17 protein-coding genes are annotated in these 17744 nt (G+C 45.2%); 10 read left to right on the top strand and 7 right to left on the bottom strand.

Translation table 11 applies throughout. The features are described 5' to 3' along the window. The first annotated feature begins 74 nt into the window (after nt 1–74). From Q1Q15_RS12475 to Q1Q15_RS12465, 3 genes are all read left to right on the top strand, one after another. Nucleotides 75–434 carry a metalloregulator ArsR/SmtB family transcription factor gene (locus tag Q1Q15_RS12475; RefSeq protein ID WP_300460279.1) on the top strand — a complete coding sequence of 120 codons (360 nt, stop codon included), beginning with the start codon at nt 75–77 and terminating at the stop codon, nt 432–434. Nucleotides 435–587: 153 nt separating this feature from the next. Continuing rightward, nucleotides 588–1664, top strand: a complete 1077-nt coding sequence (locus Q1Q15_RS12470) for an SO_0444 family Cu/Zn efflux transporter (protein WP_300460344.1) — start codon at nt 588–590, stop codon at nt 1662–1664. 30 nt (nt 1665–1694) lie between these two features. Further along, the gene (locus Q1Q15_RS12465; protein ID WP_300460277.1) at nt 1695–3044 is read left to right on the top strand and encodes an MFS transporter; all 1350 of its coding nucleotides are present in this window, start codon (nt 1695–1697) and stop codon (nt 3042–3044) included. 99 nt (nt 3045–3143) lie between these two features. Here Q1Q15_RS12465 and Q1Q15_RS12460 read toward each other — a convergent pair whose 3' ends face one another. The 4 genes from Q1Q15_RS12460 to Q1Q15_RS12445 all read right to left on the bottom strand — a co-directional run bounded on the left by Q1Q15_RS12460 (nt 3144) and on the right by Q1Q15_RS12445 (nt 7334). After that, nucleotides 3144–3911: a TSUP family transporter gene (locus tag Q1Q15_RS12460; protein ID WP_300460275.1), complete on the bottom strand. Its 768-nt coding sequence runs from the start codon at nt 3909–3911 to the stop codon at nt 3144–3146. 79 nt (nt 3912–3990) lie between these two features. Next, a complete protein-coding gene (locus tag Q1Q15_RS12455; protein ID WP_300460272.1) occupies nt 3991–4554 on the bottom strand; it encodes an isochorismatase family cysteine hydrolase in 564 nt (187 codons plus the stop codon). A 242-nt stretch (nt 4555–4796) separates the two neighbouring features. After that, on the bottom strand, nt 4797–5567 hold the full coding sequence (locus Q1Q15_RS12450; RefSeq protein WP_300460270.1) for an enoyl-CoA hydratase/isomerase family protein: 771 nt from the start codon (nt 5565–5567) through the stop codon (nt 4797–4799). A gap of 33 nt (nt 5568–5600) precedes the next feature. Further along, entirely contained in the window at nt 5601–7334 is a 1734-nt protein-coding gene (locus Q1Q15_RS12445) for a carboxyl transferase domain-containing protein (RefSeq protein ID WP_300460267.1), read from the bottom strand. A 223-nt stretch (nt 7335–7557) separates the two neighbouring features. Here Q1Q15_RS12445 and Q1Q15_RS12440 point away from each other — a divergent pair, with 223 nt between their 5' ends. The 5 genes from Q1Q15_RS12440 (at nt 7558) to Q1Q15_RS12420 (ending at nt 10929) form a co-directional block, all read left to right on the top strand. Then, nucleotides 7558–7773 carry a biotin/lipoyl-containing protein gene (locus Q1Q15_RS12440; RefSeq protein WP_300460264.1) on the top strand — a complete coding sequence of 72 codons (216 nt, stop codon included), beginning with the start codon at nt 7558–7560 and terminating at the stop codon, nt 7771–7773. 344 nt (nt 7774–8117) lie between these two features. Then, a complete protein-coding gene (locus Q1Q15_RS12435) occupies nt 8118–8900 on the top strand; it encodes an IclR family transcriptional regulator (RefSeq protein WP_300460262.1) in 783 nt (260 codons plus the stop codon). 16 nt (nt 8901–8916) lie between these two features. Continuing rightward, on the top strand, nt 8917–10080 hold the full coding sequence (gene acd / locus Q1Q15_RS12430) for a glutaryl-CoA dehydrogenase Acd (RefSeq protein ID WP_300460259.1): 1164 nt from the start codon (nt 8917–8919) through the stop codon (nt 10078–10080). A 76-nt stretch (nt 10081–10156) separates the two neighbouring features. Then, on the top strand, nt 10157–10543 hold the full coding sequence (locus Q1Q15_RS12425; protein WP_300460256.1) for a carboxymuconolactone decarboxylase family protein: 387 nt from the start codon (nt 10157–10159) through the stop codon (nt 10541–10543). Nucleotides 10544–10725: 182 nt separating this feature from the next. Next, on the top strand, nt 10726–10929 hold the full coding sequence (locus Q1Q15_RS12420) for a cold-shock protein (protein WP_300460253.1): 204 nt from the start codon (nt 10726–10728) through the stop codon (nt 10927–10929). A 189-nt stretch (nt 10930–11118) separates the two neighbouring features. Here Q1Q15_RS12420 and Q1Q15_RS12415 read toward each other — a convergent pair whose 3' ends face one another. Continuing rightward, a complete protein-coding gene (locus tag Q1Q15_RS12415) occupies nt 11119–11943 on the bottom strand; it encodes a 50S ribosomal protein L11 methyltransferase (RefSeq protein ID WP_300460250.1) in 825 nt (274 codons plus the stop codon). A 123-nt stretch (nt 11944–12066) separates the two neighbouring features. Here Q1Q15_RS12415 and prmA point away from each other — a divergent pair, with 123 nt between their 5' ends. Continuing rightward, a complete protein-coding gene (gene prmA / locus Q1Q15_RS12410) occupies nt 12067–12999 on the top strand; it encodes a 50S ribosomal protein L11 methyltransferase (protein WP_300460248.1) in 933 nt (310 codons plus the stop codon). Here the strand turns inward: prmA and Q1Q15_RS12405 are convergent. Then, nucleotides 12971–14500 (bottom strand): sigma 54-interacting transcriptional regulator, encoded by a 1530-nt coding sequence (locus tag Q1Q15_RS12405; protein WP_300460246.1) that lies wholly within the window; start codon nt 14498–14500, stop codon nt 12971–12973. The two genes, prmA and Q1Q15_RS12405, sit on opposite strands and share 29 nt — an antisense overlap. A gap of 236 nt (nt 14501–14736) precedes the next feature. Between Q1Q15_RS12405 and Q1Q15_RS12400 the strand changes: the two genes are divergently transcribed. After that, nucleotides 14737–15219 (top strand): hypothetical protein, encoded by a 483-nt coding sequence (locus Q1Q15_RS12400; protein WP_300460244.1) that lies wholly within the window; start codon nt 14737–14739, stop codon nt 15217–15219. Nucleotides 15220–15284: 65 nt separating this feature from the next. On the opposite strand, the gene priA is transcribed toward Q1Q15_RS12400, so the two are convergent. Continuing rightward, on the bottom strand, nt 15285–17723 hold the full coding sequence (gene priA / locus Q1Q15_RS12395) for a primosomal protein N' (protein WP_300460241.1): 2439 nt from the start codon (nt 17721–17723) through the stop codon (nt 15285–15287). Between the last annotated feature and the right edge of the window lie 21 nt (nt 17724–17744).

Genomic DNA, 17744 nt, shown 5'->3' with positions numbered 1-17744 from the left:
AATCACATCACGTATTGACATCATATACGAATTGCGTTAATATACGAACAATTGTTCATATGAATAGGTGTATAATGGATATATGTGCTGAAAAATGTATTAACCAAGCAACGGTAAAAGAAACAATGGAAAAGATTCCCCAGCCTAAAGCAATTGAACAGATGGCGGATATCTTTAAAGCGTTAAGCGATCCGTCCCGGCTGAAAATTGTTCTGGCCCTCTTAACCCAGGAACACTGCGTCTGTGACATTGCCGTTATTTGTAACCAGACAGATTCGGCCATCTCTCACCAACTGCGGATATTGAGAACATTAAAAATTGTAAAAACCCGCAGACAAGGCAAAGTCATTTACTACTCTCTTGATGATGACCATGTTGCGTCGTTGATCAATATGAGTCTTAACCATGTAACCCACTCAACTTTTGGACGTTAGCTTTAATCGACGGGGTCGGCTTTTTTTGTGGTGCTGTTTATCACTGTTTCATAACCAGGCGGGTAAGAAATACCATAAGGAACGCCTGACCCCATATAGAAATGGCCACCGCCGAAAGTTGAATAACCCATTAAAATTAAGGATCCCTGGATGATGGACATACTATATGAGATACTCGTGGAGTCCTGGCATATTTACTTGGATGTTGCCATCTATATGTTGTTTGGTTTTTTTATCGCCGGCATTCTCTATGTCTTTTTTAAGGCAGATAAAATAAAAAAATATCTGGGAACCGGCAAAGTCAAACCTGTTATATTGTCTGCCCTTTTTGGGGTTCCCATCCCCTTATGCTCCTGTGGGGTTGTCCCGGTTGCCGCAGGCCTTAAAAAGCAGGGAGCCAATAACGGGGCCGCCCTTTCCTTTATGATCGCGACTCCCGAGTCCGGTGTGGACTCCATTGCCATCTCCTGGGCCATGCTGGACCCGATCATGACGGTCATCCGACCGGTTGCCGGATTTATTACCGCTATTTCCACCGGGATTGTCCAAAACTATCTGGGAACCGATGATACACCCGACAAAACATATGACCCCAAGGTTCCTGGTGGCTGAGGATGCGCAACCAACATATGTGCAGTTGCACCCCAAAAAACCGAAACACTTCCAGAACGGCTGATAAAGGGTCTCAAATATGCCTATGGAGAATTGTTGACCGATATTGCCAAACCATTTATCATCGGCATTTTTATTGCCGGTGGCATCACTTTTTTTTTCCCGGATGACCTGACGGTCTGGGCCAATAATCACCAGTTTTTATCCATGTTGATGATGCTGGTGGCCGGGATTCCCATGTATGTGTGTGCCACCTCCTCCACACCCATTGCAGCCGCCTTGATCCTCAAGGGCCTGAATCCTGGTGCGGCACTGGTCTTTTTACTGGCCGGTCCTGCAACCAATGCCGCCACCATAGCCATTGTCAAAAACATATTCAATACCCGGGCACTTGTCATCTATCTGTCCATGATTTGCCTCTGTTCCCTTGCCATGGGATTTTTTGTGGACTGGATATATGCCATATCCGGTGTACAGGCAAGTGTCGTCGTCGGTCAGGCGTCGGAAATCATTCCCTATGCTGTCCAGCTGATTTCGGCTGTGATCCTTACCACACTCATTGTTTACAATCGGGTGTCCCATATGAATCAGGCCGGAAAACCGGCCCATTCCCACTAGATCACCATAACAATGGAAAGGTAACTCAAATTGAATACAGCATCAAATACGCCCACCCCTTTTTCCATTCCCAACATCCGGTTGTTTATAGCGTTTAAAGTACTTTTCAATTCACGGTTCTACTATCCGGTGTTCACCATCCTCTTCCTTGATTTCGGCCTTACCGTGGCCCAGTTTTCCATCCTCAATGCCGTATGGGCAGCCACCATAGTCTTTGCCGAAGTCCCCTCGGGGGCCCTGGCGGACATTATCGGAAGAAAGCGCTTGCTGGTCTTTGCCTCGCTCACCATGTGCGTTGAAGTCGGCATCATCAGTTTTGTCCCCAAAACCGAACCCAGTGTTATTTTCTTTGTTTTCCTGGTCAATCGTGTTTTAAGCGGCCTGGCAGAAGCGGCTGCCAGCGGAGCAGATGAGGCCATTGCCTATGATTCCCTTACAGCAGAAGGCAAATCTGATCAATGGGGCCGGGTACTGGAAGTCTTAATGCGATTCCAGTCCCTGGGGTTTATTGTTGCCATGAGCATCGGGGCCGCGGTTTACGACCCGCATCTGCTTGAAACTCTGGGCCGGTTTTTCGGTGTCACCATAACCCTTTCCCAGGAAACCACCATGCGGTTCCCCTTATACTTGACATTTATCCTGGCCATATTTACCTGTATCACCACGTTAAAAATGAAAGATCCGGAGACTGGATCTCCATCCGATCTTGAAACAAAACAGGCCCGGCAGGCTTTTGGCTTAACCATCAAGGCGGCTGTCTGGATTTTCAAAACCCCCTTTGCCTTGTCGGTTATTCTTTTTGGAATGCTGTTTGACGGCCTCATCCGGATGGTCATTACCCTTTCCAGCCAGTACTACAGGATGATTGAACTGCCGGAATCCACGTTCGGTATCATTGGGTCTTTTGTGGCCATGCTGGGACTTGTGATTCCCAAAATAGCAAAAAAAATAGCAGAAACCCGCTCCCCATCCGCTGCCCTCTGGATCACCGCTTTTTTAACCGTCACGGGTCTTGGCACCATGAGTTTTTTCTGGCCCTATGCCGGATTAATACCGGCCTTGATCACTTTTAGCGCCATGCATTTCACAGGGTTTTTTGTCAGCTTCTATATCAACCGGATCACCGCTTCAGACCAGAGAGCCACGGTCCTTAGTTTTAAAGGCCTGGCCTACAATATTTCCTATGGTGTCTTAGGCATTCTTTATGCCCTTCTTTTAAAAATGAAAAAACAGGGCATTGATTCAGGAAATTTGGAAAATACCGTTTTTATGGACACCTTTTCCTGGTTTCCCATTACCTTTATTGTCTGGCTCTTTGTATTATTGATCCTATATTTTTTCTGGTTGAAAAAATCGTCACCGTCCGGTCAAGGCAAATGACACCGCAGTCCCCATTCGACTTAAGGTGTTTGCTGTTGAAGTTTTTCTAACCGGCAAAGCCGAAAAACCATTTAGCCGGCATTTTTTTTCTTATAGAAGTCACCGGAAATAGGTAAGATATACCAGCCTTACAATGGTCAGGAAGACCACTGTCAAAAAAATGGGGCGGATGAATCCAACCCCTTTTTTTATAGCAAGACTTGAGCCGGCCCGGGCACCGATGACCTGACCGACCGCCATGCAGAAACCCGCAGAATAGAGGACATTGCCGCCGATGATAAATACCGTCAATGCCACGATGTTGCTGGTGAAATTCATAATTCTTGTAATACCCGAAGCCTTTTTCATGTTCAATCCCAGAAGGATCAACAACGCAGCTGTCCAAAATGATCCGGTACCCGGACCAAAGAACCCGTCATAAAAGCCAAGACCGAGGCCGAACACGACATAAAATAGATGGCGGGGCATCCTGGGGTGGCCGAACCCATATCCCAAGTTTTTTGAAAAAAGGGTATAGATAAAAACCAGGAACAAAAGAACAGGAACCAGTTCTGCAATAACGCCGGCTGCCATCCACTGGATCGTCAAAGCACCGAGCATGGCCCCAATGAGGGTGAACAGGATACCGATGAGGCTTTCATCGAATTTCACAACCCCTTTTTTAATGTAATTATACGAGGCCGCGAGTGTACCGAAACTGCCCTGGAGTTTGTTGGTGCCCAGGGCGATCTCCGGTGGCAGCCCCACGGAAAACAATATGGGCAGGGCAATCAACCCACCGCCACCGGCAATGGAATCCACAAAACCGGAACAAAGCCCGGTTAGAAACAAAAGGAGATACGTTTGAATTGTCAGGTCCGGCACCATGGCTCAGATCAACCTTTAAGTTGTATCAAATTGATCTTGCGCACCCTCAATACCGTTGTTCGATTTGAAACACGTTAATCTAGACTTCCGATATAAATGCATCGGACGTCATGACCCGGAACAGGGGATACAAGGGATTTTTTCTATAGGTGTCCAGACATTGGGCATGCATCTGTTCGGAAAAAGCGGCCGAACAGTCCTCTAAAATAACAGCCTTGAAATCATGACACAGGGCATCCATGACAGTGGTCAAAACACAGAAATTAGTGGCAATCCCGGCAACGGCACATAATGTAACCTGCTGATCTCTGAGAATCGTTTCAAGACCCGTATCAAAAAAGGCTGAGAATCTGGGTTTGGGAAGCCAGAGATCTTCCGGTGCCATGTCAAGATCAGCAACGACTTCGGCTCCTTTGGACCCCTTGATGGCATGGGGGTGCATTTTGCCTTTAAAGATAAAATCGGTTTCATTAAAGGCATCGGTGGAAAAAATAACGGGAAAACCTTTTTGCCGAAACGCCTTTATCAGGATATTGATCGGGGGAATAATCTTTCTGGCCAGAGGGGTGATGGGATAATGATTTTCTTCCACAAAATAGTCTTCGACCATATCAATGATCAATAACGCCGGTTTTTCTGCCATGACCGCTCCTTTAGAACTTTTTAATGACTCAACTTTCGAACTTTAGCTTTAATCGACGGGGTCAGGCTTTTTTTATTGTACTTTTTATCACTATTTCATATCCAGAAGGGTAAAAAATGCCATAAAGAAAGCCTGACCCCATGTAAAAATGGCTAACTCCGAAAGTTGAGTTAATGAGAGGAGAAAAACCCCAGGGCAAGGAGGCTGATTAACCCTTGCCCCGGGGAATCGGAGTGATTTTTTTATTTATTTTTCCAGGTCGCTTTTCTTCTTTCCTCGAAAGAGGCGATACCTTCAAGGGTATCTTCTGTTTTCATCAAGGTTTTAAGAAAATAATTACTGACCAGATCCACGCCCTGGGAAAAACTGGTTCCGATATGTCGTTTTACCGCCCGTTTATTGAGCCGGATAATCAAGGGGCTTGCCATAACGATCTGTTTAACAGTATTGTCAATCGCCTCCTGGAAGCCTTCCACTGAAGCCACCTGGGTTACAAATCCAAGATCTTTGGATTGCTGGGCCGTGTAATTCTGACCCGTGGTAACAATTTCAATGGCCTTGGCAACCCCCACAAGCTCGGGAAGCCTTAAAGCAGCATAAGGCGGGAAAAATCCCAGTTTAATTTCCGGTTGTCCAAAGACGGCTTTTTCCGAGGCGATAACGATATCACAGGCAATGGCCAGTTCCATACCGCCGCCCAGACATGCGCCATTTACCGCCGCAATAATGGGGATATCGATCATGTTGATCAGTTCAAAAATTCGGTTGAATGTGGAAACCATACTATCCACATTATCCGGTTTATGGTCACCCACTTCAACGCCTGCGCAAAAACTTCTTCCTTCACCCGTGATCACGACGCATTTGAGCGCATCATCGGCAGCAATGGTTTCCAGCGCTGCATTGAGTTCACTCATCATGGGAATGTCCAGGACATTGTGTTTGGGTCTATCCAGGATAATCCTGACAACCTGATCATCTTTTTCAATTTTTAAAAATTTAGGGTCTGCCATATCGACCTCCTAACTAAAGTATTGAGTTTGATTTTATCCTCTGATAACTCTGGGGGTAATCATATGATGCTGGGGACAAATGGATTTTGGATTCTGATAACAAGCCCCGGCAAAGGCTTTCAGATAATCACGCAACGCACTCATTTTCACCACTTCATCCACCATACCATGTTTTGCACAATAGGCCGGTCTTGAGTTATCATAGTATTCTTTGGCCTGTTGATTCATTTTATCGATAATGGGCTCCAGGGGACGGCCTGCGGCTTTCTCTTTCACAAGTCTTCTGGAATAACTTGCGGCGGCTGCTGTTTCACCGTGCATAACATAAATTTCAGTTGTCGCTATCCCTAAGGTAAAGGCATTATGGCGGTTGGCTGTGGGCCCCCCCATGACATAATGGGCTGCTGCAGTGCCTTTTCTCAAGGTAATCAAGGTCATGGGCACGTCGGTCTGCTGGATTGAGTAGATCAAGGACTGTCCAAGACCCAGGAGCTCTGCTTTTTCAGCGATATCTCCTACGTCAATACCGGAAGTATCCTGGAACCAGATCACAGGGATTCTGTCACGGCCGCAAAACGTAATAAATTCGTTCATTTTGATCAGGCCCTGGCGATAGAGCTTGCCCCCGATGCCGCCGTAATCCGCATACTCAGGATAATCTTCTCCCAGCCAGCCCTGATTGTTACCGATCATGCCCACAAGGAATCCATCCATTTTCACAAGCCCGGTATAAATTTCCGGCCCATATTCCGCTTTATATTCCATGTGTTCACTGCCATCAACCAAGCGGGCAATGATTTCTCTAAGATTATAAATCTGCTTCTGGTTATGGGGAATGAGACGGTAGAGATCTTCTATGGGGAACCTGGGCGCTTTGGGTTCCGCCACCCTGAAAAATTTAGGGTTGTAAGCCGGCATATCTTTCATATACTCTTTGATCCCGTCAAGAACCCCTTTTTCTTCTTCATACACATACCTGAAAAACCCAGTTACGTCATGATGAACCTCGACGGACCCCGGCGGTTTTTCCGTGAATTGCTGTGCTGAAGAAATCAGCTGCTCCGCACCTTCCAGGTCAAAAAAACCTTTGGGAGACATGCCGCTTAAGATCCCACCACCCCCCACGGCCATATTGCAATCCTTATGAGCAAACAGAATGGTGGGGCTGACGCCCTGGTATCCGCCACCGGCCGGGTTCGTACCATAAATACCGGCCAGGATGGGGATTCCTTCCTGCTCAAGTTCTGCATGACGGTAAAAGGTAGTACCGCTTCCCCTTCTGTTGGCATAAAATTTTTCCTGCTCAGTCAACTTTACACCGCTACAGTTTACCAACCAGACCAGGGGAATATTCAATCGTTTTGAAAGATCAGTGACCCTTAAAATATTTTCAGGCTGACCCGGAAGCCAGGCACCGGCCATGACTTTATTATCAAATCCAGCCACAACACACCATTTGCCGGATATTTTTGCCAGGCCGTCAATGACATTGGTGGTGCCTTCAACATTATTTTCAGGGTTGAAAATCGTATGAAGAGGGGTCCACGTACCTGGATCTACCAAGTATTCAAGCCGTTGCCAGACTGTCATTACACCCCTTGCATTAATTTTTTCAGTGGGCAGCCCGGCATTTTTCACTTTCTCGATTTCAGCATCGATCCCGGCTTCCACTTCCCGGACATTTTTCACATTTTCTTCCGAACTTAACAATTGCCCTTTATTAAGTTCTACACCAAATTCCGTCATTTTTTCAAAATATTGTCTCATTCTGTACTCCTGCTGCAATTAATTATTATTTTCAAATCAATACTCCCCTTAAGGGAGAGTCAATCGCTTATCGTAAAATTTGAACCTGATATTCCGCCTTGTTGGAACACCTCCCCCTTGACTTTAAACATTTCTTTAAGTATAGACCCCAATTATCTTGTTTATGAAAAAGTTTTTTTCTGACAAGGATAGAAAAAATATCACACGAACTAAGGAGAAAAAAATGAGTACTGAAATCTTAGCCCCAATGCCCGGAAACGTCTGGAAGGTGCAGGTAAAAGAAGGCGACGCTGTTGTTGAGGGACAGGAACTGATCATCCTTGAAGCAATGAAAATGGAAGTTCCTATTATTACAACATCAGCCGGCACGGTATCAAAAGTCAATGTAAAAGTAGACGACAAAGTCGCCACTAAACAAGTGCTTATGGTCATTGAATAAGCCTCACCACCTTGAATACCAAATTTTGTATCTGCAGAGAGCATTGTTGTTTACGCTCTCTGCAGGATATAAAATTGTTCATTTTCTTCTTTGTACAACGCTTTTTTCATTTGACTTGTCCGCCACACCTAATCAGCTCAGGAAGGCTCTTTCCGTTCTATAATGTCATAAAACAAAACCGCATTTTAATATCGGCTAAAGATTAAATAATTCCCCTTCTTTGTCAAGCTATTTTTTAGCTATATTTTGACTTTTTTCTTGACAAGTGTATCAAATTTTAGTTTATGCTACAACCACAGTACGGAACAATGTTTTGATATATAGAACAATTAAGGCAATGGTATATGATCCAGGAAACAAAAAAACTAACCTCCATTGAAAAAGCACTGGAAATCATGCTCAAGTTCCAGGACATCAAACCGTCCTGGGGCATCCGGGAGTTGAGCACAGAGCTGAAGTTCAGTCCTGCAACAGTGCAGAGAATTCTGCAGGTTCTCAAATCCTATGAATTTATTCGGCAGGACGTTAAAACGCGACAATATTTCATTGGTAACATCTTTTACAAGTTTCTTGAAAACCTGAACAGCTCAAACAATCTTGCCCGCATTGGCCGAAGATTCATGGAAGAAGTAGCTGCCGCATCCCTGGAAACCGTGCACCTGAACATCATCGAAGGGCACCTTCGTATCTGTATCGATACCATTGAATCCCACAAAGTATTGAAGGCCGGCATGACCGCCGGAACCCAGTCTCCCCTCTATGCCGGGGCGTCTGCAAAATGCCTGCTGGCCTATTCCACCGAGGAATTTAGAAACAATTATTTTAAAACCACCCGGATCAAACCCCTCACAGAGAAGACCATCATTGACAAGGACAAGTTATTTAAAGAATTTAACAAAATAAAAAAACAGGGATATGCCATCAGCCTGGGGGAAAGAACACCGGGTCTGGGGTCATTGAGTGCCCCTGTTTTTGATTTTAAAGGGCAGATCCTCGCAGGCCTGAGTCTTGCCATACCTGAAATCAGATTCAAACAGGAGGATCATCTTTCGAATTGTATTAACATACTGACCCGTGCTGCAAAATCTTTTTCAACCGAGATGGGATTGGGCACTGGAAAATTTTAATTATTTAGGAGGAACAATGGATTTTAAATTATCAAAAGAACTTCAAATGCTTCAAAAAGAAATCAGAAATTTTGCAAAAAAACAGATCGAACCGAACGCAGAGGAATGGGATGAAAAACACTATCTTCCCGTTGATGAGGTCATGAGACCCCTTGGCGAACTGGGGTTTTTCGGAACCGTCATCCCAGAAGAATATGGTGGAGAAGACATGGGGTTTATGGCTGCCATGATCGTGACAGAAGAGCTTGCAAAGGTCTCTTCTGCATTAAGGGTCCAGGTCAACATGCAGGTGTTGGGATGTGCCTATACCATTTTCAGGTACGGTACAGAAGAACTTAGAAAAAAATATGTGGAAAAACTGTGTACCGCAGAATATATCGGTGGATTCGGCATTACAGAGTCTGACGCGGGATCTGATGTTATGGCCATGGCCTCAACGGCTGAAGATAAAGGAGATCACTGGCTCCTGAACGGATCTAAAACCTGGATTTCCAATGCCAATGTCGCAGACGTTCTGATCTGCTATGCTTACACAGACAAGGCAGCCGGATCAAAAGGACTTTCCGCCTTTGTTATTGAACCTAAAAACTTTGCCGGTATCAAAACCTCTGGACTGGACAAACTGGGTTCCCATTCCTCCCCCACAGGAGAGGTGTTTCTGGATAATGTAAAGGTTCCCAAGGGAAATATTCTGGGCAAACCCGGAGACGGCGCAAAGATTGTCTTCTCCTCCCTGAACCAGACCCGGTTGTCTGCTGCCGCCGGTGGCGTGGGTCTTGCCCAGGCCTGCCTGGATGAGGCCACCAAATATTGCAATACCAGAAAACAATTTGGCAAAAAAATCGGTGAATTCCAGATGAATCAGGATATGATCGCCCAGATGGCAGCTGAGATCGAAGCGGCCCGTTTGATTGTTTACAAGGCAGCCTGCGCTAAAGATGATGGCAAGCTGAACAATGGCCTTGATGTTGCCATGGCAAAATATCTTGCCGGTGAAGTGGCAACCAAAGCATCCAACTATGCCATGAGAATCCTGGGTGCTTACGGATATTCCACAGAATATCCGGTGGCCCGATACTACAGGGATGCGCCAACCTATTCCATGGTTGAAGGATCAGCAAATATCTGCAAATGGATCATTGCTCTGGATCAGCTGGGTATCAGAAAAGCCAATAGATAATCAAGAGATCACCGGGAACAGCAATTCCTTATCGCCTTATGGGGTGATGTTCCCGGTATTTTTTAAGGAGAACAAGGTGGACCCAAAAGAAATCGCAAAAAAAACAGGTGAAACCGCAAAACTATATTTTTCAACTGTTAAAGAAGAGGACAAGCCCTACAACCTGTGGCGGCATTTTGATAAGGGCCTTGCAAAAGACATGTCCCTCTACATTACAGGCCAGATGTACTCCCGGGAAAAAATCCCTCATCAGACCCGGCAGCTGGTTACCGTGGCTGCGTTAACTGTGCTTGCAAAACCCGAGGAACTCAAACTCCATACCCATGCGGCCCTGAACGTGGGATGCACAAAAGAAGAAATTGCGGAAGTAATTTTTCAAACCAGTATTTACGGTGGTGTGCCGGCTGCAAATACCGCCTTGACCGTTCTTAAAGACGTTTTAGAAGAACGGGGGGAAGAATAAAAAACACATTTAGTGTTTGACTTTTATTAACATTCCTAATATTATTATAAGCGTTGCGTTGATATAGATGATGCGCAAAAAGTTTCCTCTTTAAAGGCGGATATCCCAATAGTTAAAAATGTGGTTACCCTCCAAAATTAGAAACTGGTATTTTTTATTTTTTATTACAGGAGATTGCCAATATGGCCAATGGTACAGTAAAATGGTTTAACGACTCAAAAGGTTTTGGATTTATCGAACAAGAAGACGGCGGAAAAGATGTATTCGTACATCACTCAGGCATCAATTCAACAGGATTTAAATCCCTTAATGAAGGGGACCGTGTCACATTCGATATCGAAGAAGGACAAAAAGGGCCTTCCGCAGCAAATGTAACCGTGGTTTAGTTAACCGTTTTATTTGCTTTTAGAAAAATAGTCATCCCAATGACTTGAAAAATAAAATCCCTGGACGAGCAGCTGTTCAGGGATTTTTTATTATTGCAACCGCCCCGGTGCGACCCCTCAAATTCTCCCGTCGAAAGCAGCAGGGGCGGATATGATGAACGAAAACGTGTCCTGCAGGGGGTTTTTAAGTTATGGATATGGTTTTCCGAGGATGGTATTCCAGATACCGTCCGGGCATCGCCGTTCAACAATGTGGACATTTTTTGCAGACAATGATGCCAGCACTTTTTTGGCTTCGGAATTTAAAAGCCCGGATAGGATAAACCATTTTTTCTCCAGGAGATACGGACTTTCAATCATGACCCGCATCACGTCATAATGGATATTGGCCACCAGCAGATCGCAGGGAATGGCCATAATCTCCTCTCCCTTTGCCTGGAAAGCAAGTATCCGGTCTTCAAATTTATTGAGCCGGATATTGTTCAAGGTTGTTTTAACCGCCAGGCCATTAAAATCACAGGCCATGACTCTCTTGCAGTTCAATGCGGCAGCACCCAGGGATAAAAGCCCGGTTCCCGTACCAATATCCAGTACAGAGCGTATGGTATGCTTTGTACACAATCGATGGATAAGGTAAAGGCAGTCTTCCGTTGTCTGGTGTCTGCCGGTGCCAAACACCACACCCGGATCAAGCATGATTTTCTTAATGGCCGCATCAGTTTCCAGGCAATCCATCCATGGCGGATAAATACACAGATCCTTCACATAATAAGGTTCAATCTTATCACCATGCCATTGTTCCCCGGTCATTTCATATTTGTCAATCAGGGCAATACCCTTGTTCTTTTGAAGAATCGTGTCAACAACATCATCCGAAAGAACAGAAAAAAAAAGAAAAGCGATCTGTTCGTCCACCCATGTTCCAAGAAAGGACGTATTGCACTGAACCGTTGCATCAATTGTTGGAACGCCGTCAAAATAGTAAATATAAAGATTGGTATACGGATTGATCATTTTTTATTGTTTTTAACCCTTTTTTTTGCCATGAATGCGCATCTTGAAAAATTAAATTTGACAATTTTTAATGAATGAAAAATAATCTTTTTTTATTTAAAACACAAGAAAGAGTTAACCCCTATGAAATTCAAAAAAGTCATGGTTCAATTTGACACTGAAAATGTAATGTTAGCAGAAGAACTGATCTGTGACATTTTCTTTTCCTTTAATCTCAAAGGCGTGGTGTGTGATATCCCCTTGGATGAGCCGGATGAAGGGTTTGGTATAAATACGCTGCCCACGCCGGAAATCAATTCAATTACCGGCTTTCTTCCCTTGATGGATTCGTCTGACATCATCCTTGAAAAAATAATAGAAAAGACCTCAAAACTGGCAGCCTTAAAAATCACTGTTGATATCAAAACCGAAATCGTTGATGAACGGGACTGGGCTGACGCGTGGAAGACCTATTTTGAAGTGACACCGATTACCGACAGGATCACCATAAAACCCGAATGGAAAAGCCATACACCACGGGAGGATGAGATGGTTATCCACCTTGACCCCGGCATGGCATTCGGCACGGGGACCCATCCATCAACGGCCATGTGCATAAGGCTCATGGAAAAATTTCTGGTAGACGGTTCAACCGTTCTGGATATTGGAACCGGATCAGGAATTTTAATGATTGCAGCTGCCAAACTGGGAGCCGCACACCTTGTGGGGATTGATACCGACGAGATTGCCATACGGGTGGCCCGGCAAAACCTTGCCAAAAATGATATCGACCCGGAAACGTATGATCTGATGTGCACTACCCTGGATAAAACAGCCCCGGGGCACTACCATTTTATTGCTGCCAATATTATTGCCCAGGTCATCGTTGACATCCTGCCGGACATATCCTTGAGAATGACACAAGACACCACAGCGATCCTTTCAGGAATTATTCAGGAGCGTCAAAAAGATGTCCTGGCAGCACTTGAAGCAAACCACCTGTTTGTCATCCATGAAGACCATATGGATGAATGGGTTACCCTTGCCGTTAAGAAGAGCGGTTGCGCTGGAGTTTAAGTTTTCTCATTCGGGAGGCAAAGGTGGACCGGTTGATGCCCGAGGCCCTGGCCGCCCAGGTAATGTTCCAATTGTTTTTTTCCAACAGCGACAGGACATATTCTTTTTCCAATTGAGGCCAGGTCATGCGGCTCAGATTATTCATCAATGCATTGGCATCCTCATGGAATGACTTTTTTGAATCTTCACCTGGAGATAGGAATGCCGCCTGATTTTTGATATGCCCGGGAATATTCACAGCCCCAATAGCGTCCTCCTCTGTTGTTACCATAAGATAGCGGACAAGGTTTTCAAGTTCTCTTATGTTTCCGGGCCAGGAATAGGACACCAGTAACTGAAGGGCCTCGGATGAAATTGTCTTTTCAATGAGTCCGGCTTTTAAAGATTCCTTTTCCAGAAAATGCCGGATCAGCAAAGGAATGTCCTCCCGTCTTTCCCGGAGTGGCGGCAGATGAACCGGCAGTACGGACAACCGATAAAACAAATCCTGTCGAAAACTGTTTTCAGCAATCATCTGTTTGATCGCTCGGTTGGTCGCGGCAACAATTCTGATGTCAATATGCCGCACGCTTGTTGAGCCCAGGGGTTTGATCTCATTTTTCTGCAGCACCCGGAGCAGGCCTGCCTGAAGACTCAAGGGCATATCCCCGATCTCATCCAGAAAAACAGTTCCGCCGTCTGCTGCCTCAAAAAGCCCCATTTTGTCCTGGGAAGCCCCTGTAAAGGCCCCTTTTTTATATCCAAACAATTCACTTTCCAACAGTGTCTCTGGAATGGCACTGCAATTCTGGACCAGGAAAGGCTTATCCCTTCGAGGACTTGACGTATGAATTTTTTCAGCGACCAATTCTTTTCCCGTACCGCTCTCCCCGGTGATCAGCACATGAAATTCCGTACCAGCATAACTTTTGACAAGGTCCATACAGGTTTGAAAGCTGTCGCTCTGGCCAATGATCGGACTCTGATTTCCGGCATCTTTCAGTGCAGTCCTGAGGTTCAGGATCTTTTTCCTTTCCATGGCATATAAAATAGCGTTGCTCAGGGCGATGGAGCAGATGTCCACCAGATTCTGAAGCTGCTCCAGATACCCTTTATCCAGATTAAGCCTGTTTTTTTCCTGGGTGGTATCAATAATCTGCACAGCGCCATACACCTTTTTATCCCGGAAAAAAAGAGGGAAACACAAAATCAAACTGCTTTTAATGGCGAATTGATCTTCCACTTCCTTGTAATGGCGACGGTCACTTTTTGTTTCGGCCACGGTCATTTTTTTGTTCTCAATCACCCACCCAACGATACTGGGTTGCCGGATATTCAAAGAGACACCCTTAATTTGATCACTCTCAGCACCGGCAGCCTCAACACACTGGTATGTATCTTTTTTCTTAATCCATATGGACCCCCTTTGGACGTTCTGGATTTTTAACAAAGAGTTTAGAAATTTTTTCTGCAACATCTCCGGGTTAAGTTCCTTAAAAAGGTCGAGATTGGGTTGATTCATTAAAATACCTTTTTTGAGTGATTAAATACGATTAATTTAACTAAATAAAAACACCTCATATGAAATAAAACCAATCCTTCTTTTAAGCGTGGCTATGGATTTCACTTTACCATCAATATATCCTATAAATTCAGTATGATCAAATATATTTTAATATAGTTGGCATAAAAAATGAATTAATGATTATTCAACGAGAACCCTTAACCCCGTGATAAAATCGAAAACAGGAGCAGAAAATGGAACAGCAAGCGTTAATCGACAGCCTTGATACAGCCAGGTTTGCCTGTCCAAAGTGCCATCAGGGAAAAATCATACAAATTTCAGAGTACAACATAAAGAAAAAAAAGGTTAACGTAAAAGTTAAATGTCGGTGCGGAAATACCTATGGGGTCATCCTTGAAAAAAAAAGCGTGTCAACACAAAACACCCTGCTGCTGGGTACCTTTACATCAAAAGGCCCTAAAAATTGCAGTGGAAAAGTGATCATCAAACGACTGAACAGTAAAGGCCTTATCATCAAAACCAACATCCAACAGAATATACTGCCGGGATTCAAACTCTTTGTTGAATTTGTTCTGGACGATGCCAAACAGTCCATTGTCAAAAAAGACGTCATTGTCACAGCAAAAAAAGGCAAATATCTGAGTGCTGAGTTCACCTCAAATGAACATTATGACAATTTAGGACCGTATCTATTTTTTAACAAACTTTATTTATAGATCAAGAAGGGGTTCACCTCCTTTGTCCGGACCGGGAAAAAATCTTGAACCCTTTGGGGCCGGGACTACATCAAAGAATAGGGGTCAACATCCACAATCAACCGGATCCCGGACTTGGGCGCTGCCTTGGGATGATCCATCATGGCTTTTATCAAGTGGTTAATCAAGGCGGAAGACGGACTTTTCACAAGGATCTGCCATCTGAACCGTGAAGATATTTTTTGAATACTCGCCTCAATGGGTCCCAGAATCTGAACCAGCGACCGTTGATAGTCCTGGGTGTCCAGCAATGCATTGAGCACCTCGGCAACACTGGCGGCATAGGCTTTTACTTTAGCAACGTCGGTGCCGGACATTTTCAATTGAATCATCCGGGAGAACGGCGGATACATCAATGCTTTTCTAAAAGGGGCCTCGTTGTGAAAAAATTCAAGAAAATCCTGCTTTCTTGCGGCTTCAATAATGAAATGCTCGGGATTATAGGTCTGCATGATCACCCGTCCCGGGGTATCCCCCCTTCCGGCACGACCGGCCACCTGAGCAAGCAGTTGAAAGGTTCGTTCGCCGGCCCTGAAATCCGGCAGGCTCAACGAAAGATCCGCACAAATCACCCCCACCAGGGTAATGGAAGGAAAGTCATGGCCTTTGGCCAGCATCTGGGTTCCCACAATAATATCAACGTTCCGATTTCTGATATTTTTAAGTATTTTAAGGGTGGCCCCTTTTTTGGCGGTGGAATCCTGGTCCATCCTGGCAAGTCTTGCATCCGGGAACAGAACTTTCATCATGGATTCTACTTTTTCAGTGCCAAATCCCAATGGTTTTATTTTTTTTGACCCGCACGAAGGGCATTTAATATTAAGGGGCCGGCTATACCCACACAGATGACATCGATATTCATTGTATCCTTTATGAAAGGTCATGGTGACATCACAATATTGACAGGCAAGACCTTTCCCACAGTCCAGGCAAACCGGAAAAGTTGCAAATCCCCGCCGGTTCAAAAAAATCAATGCCTGGTTTCCGGTATCCAGGCAGATTCGGATCGCTTTTCTAAGTTCCGGCGTGATGATCCGATCCTCCCCTTTACCATCCTTATATTTTTTCAGGTCCACAAGGGTAATCTCCGGCAATGGATACCGGTTGATACGAGTTTTCAGTTTGAGTTCTTCGAACCGCTTCACCACCACATTCTGATAGGATTGTAAAGACGGGGTGGCAGATCCTAAAATCACAGGGCAGGCTTCGAGTTTTCCCCGGACAACGGCCAGGTCTCTTGCATTATACCTTAAACCAGTCTCCTGCTTGTAGGAAGCGTCATGCTCCTCGTCCACAATAATCACCCCGATATTTTCAAAGGGTGAAAAAACAGCAGATCTGGCGCCGATGACAATGTTCACGGTTTTTAAAGCGATCTTCCGCCACTGGTCCAGCAGCTCTCCCTGGGTTAAAGACGAATGGATCACGGCAATCCTCTCTCCAAACCGTGCCCTGAACCGCCTTTCCGTCTGGGAAATCAGGGAAATTTCCGGCACCAGTACAATGGCATTTTTTCCTTTTTTTATCACATCCCAGACCAGCCGCATATACACTTCTGTTTTGCCTGAACCGGTAATACCGGACAAAAGATAGGCATAAAATCCCGGGCCGGATTTCGTTTCTACCTGTTTGACCGCGCATTCTTGTTCCGGGGTGAGTGCTGGAGGGGTATCCGGCTCCACAGGATCACCCAGCGGGTCCCGGAACACCTGACGAAGAATGATTTTAAGATATCCGGCATCTGCCAGCGGTTTTATTAACGCCGGTGCCGTGGGGATATGCACCTTTAACCCGGTCAAGGAAATTTCTTTTTTTTCTTTCACCAACGCAAGCAATTTTTCCCGTTTTTTAGACATGCGAACAGGGGTTTTAACGCCCCGGCCCGGGAGGATAAACTTCTCTTTTTTGATCATTGCCCCGTCTTTTTTTAATACAGCGGAAACCATTATCAACCCCTGTTTTTCCATCTTACGGACCAGGGCATTAAGGGAGATGTTCTTGCTGCTTTTCTTCAATTGTTTCAGGGTACAGGACTCCCGCTGCAAAACAAATTCAAGCACCTGTTTCTCCCCCGGGGTCACCCCGCTGTCATGCAGGCGATCCTGACCCTGTTGTGTAACAAACACACAAGACACATCATGGCGGTCAAAACCGGAAGGCAATGCCGTTTTAATCACATCTCCCAGCGGGTGGATATAATAATCTGAAATCCATTTAAAAAACGATATCTCTGATTCGGGAAACAAGGGGTGATCATCTAAAACATCCAGGATCTTCTTGGCCTCAAACCCGTCACAGCTGTCCTGTCTTTCTAAAATATATCCGGTGACCCGTCTTCTTCCAAAGGGAACCAGCACCCGCATTCCCGGTGAACAAACCGCCTGCAGATGATCTGGAACCCTGTAAGTATAGGTCTTCATTACAGGAAGGGTCACGGCAACTGATATGTAGAAGGCGGGTATCATCGGTCCTATTGTGCACAAAAA

Source organism: Desulfobacula sp., assembly GCF_030145145.1.
GTDB lineage: Bacteria > Desulfobacterota > Desulfobacteria > Desulfobacterales > Desulfobacteraceae > Desulfobacula.
Note: the sequence above shows the minus strand (reverse complement) of the source record. Positions and strands in the feature narration are given on the sequence as shown.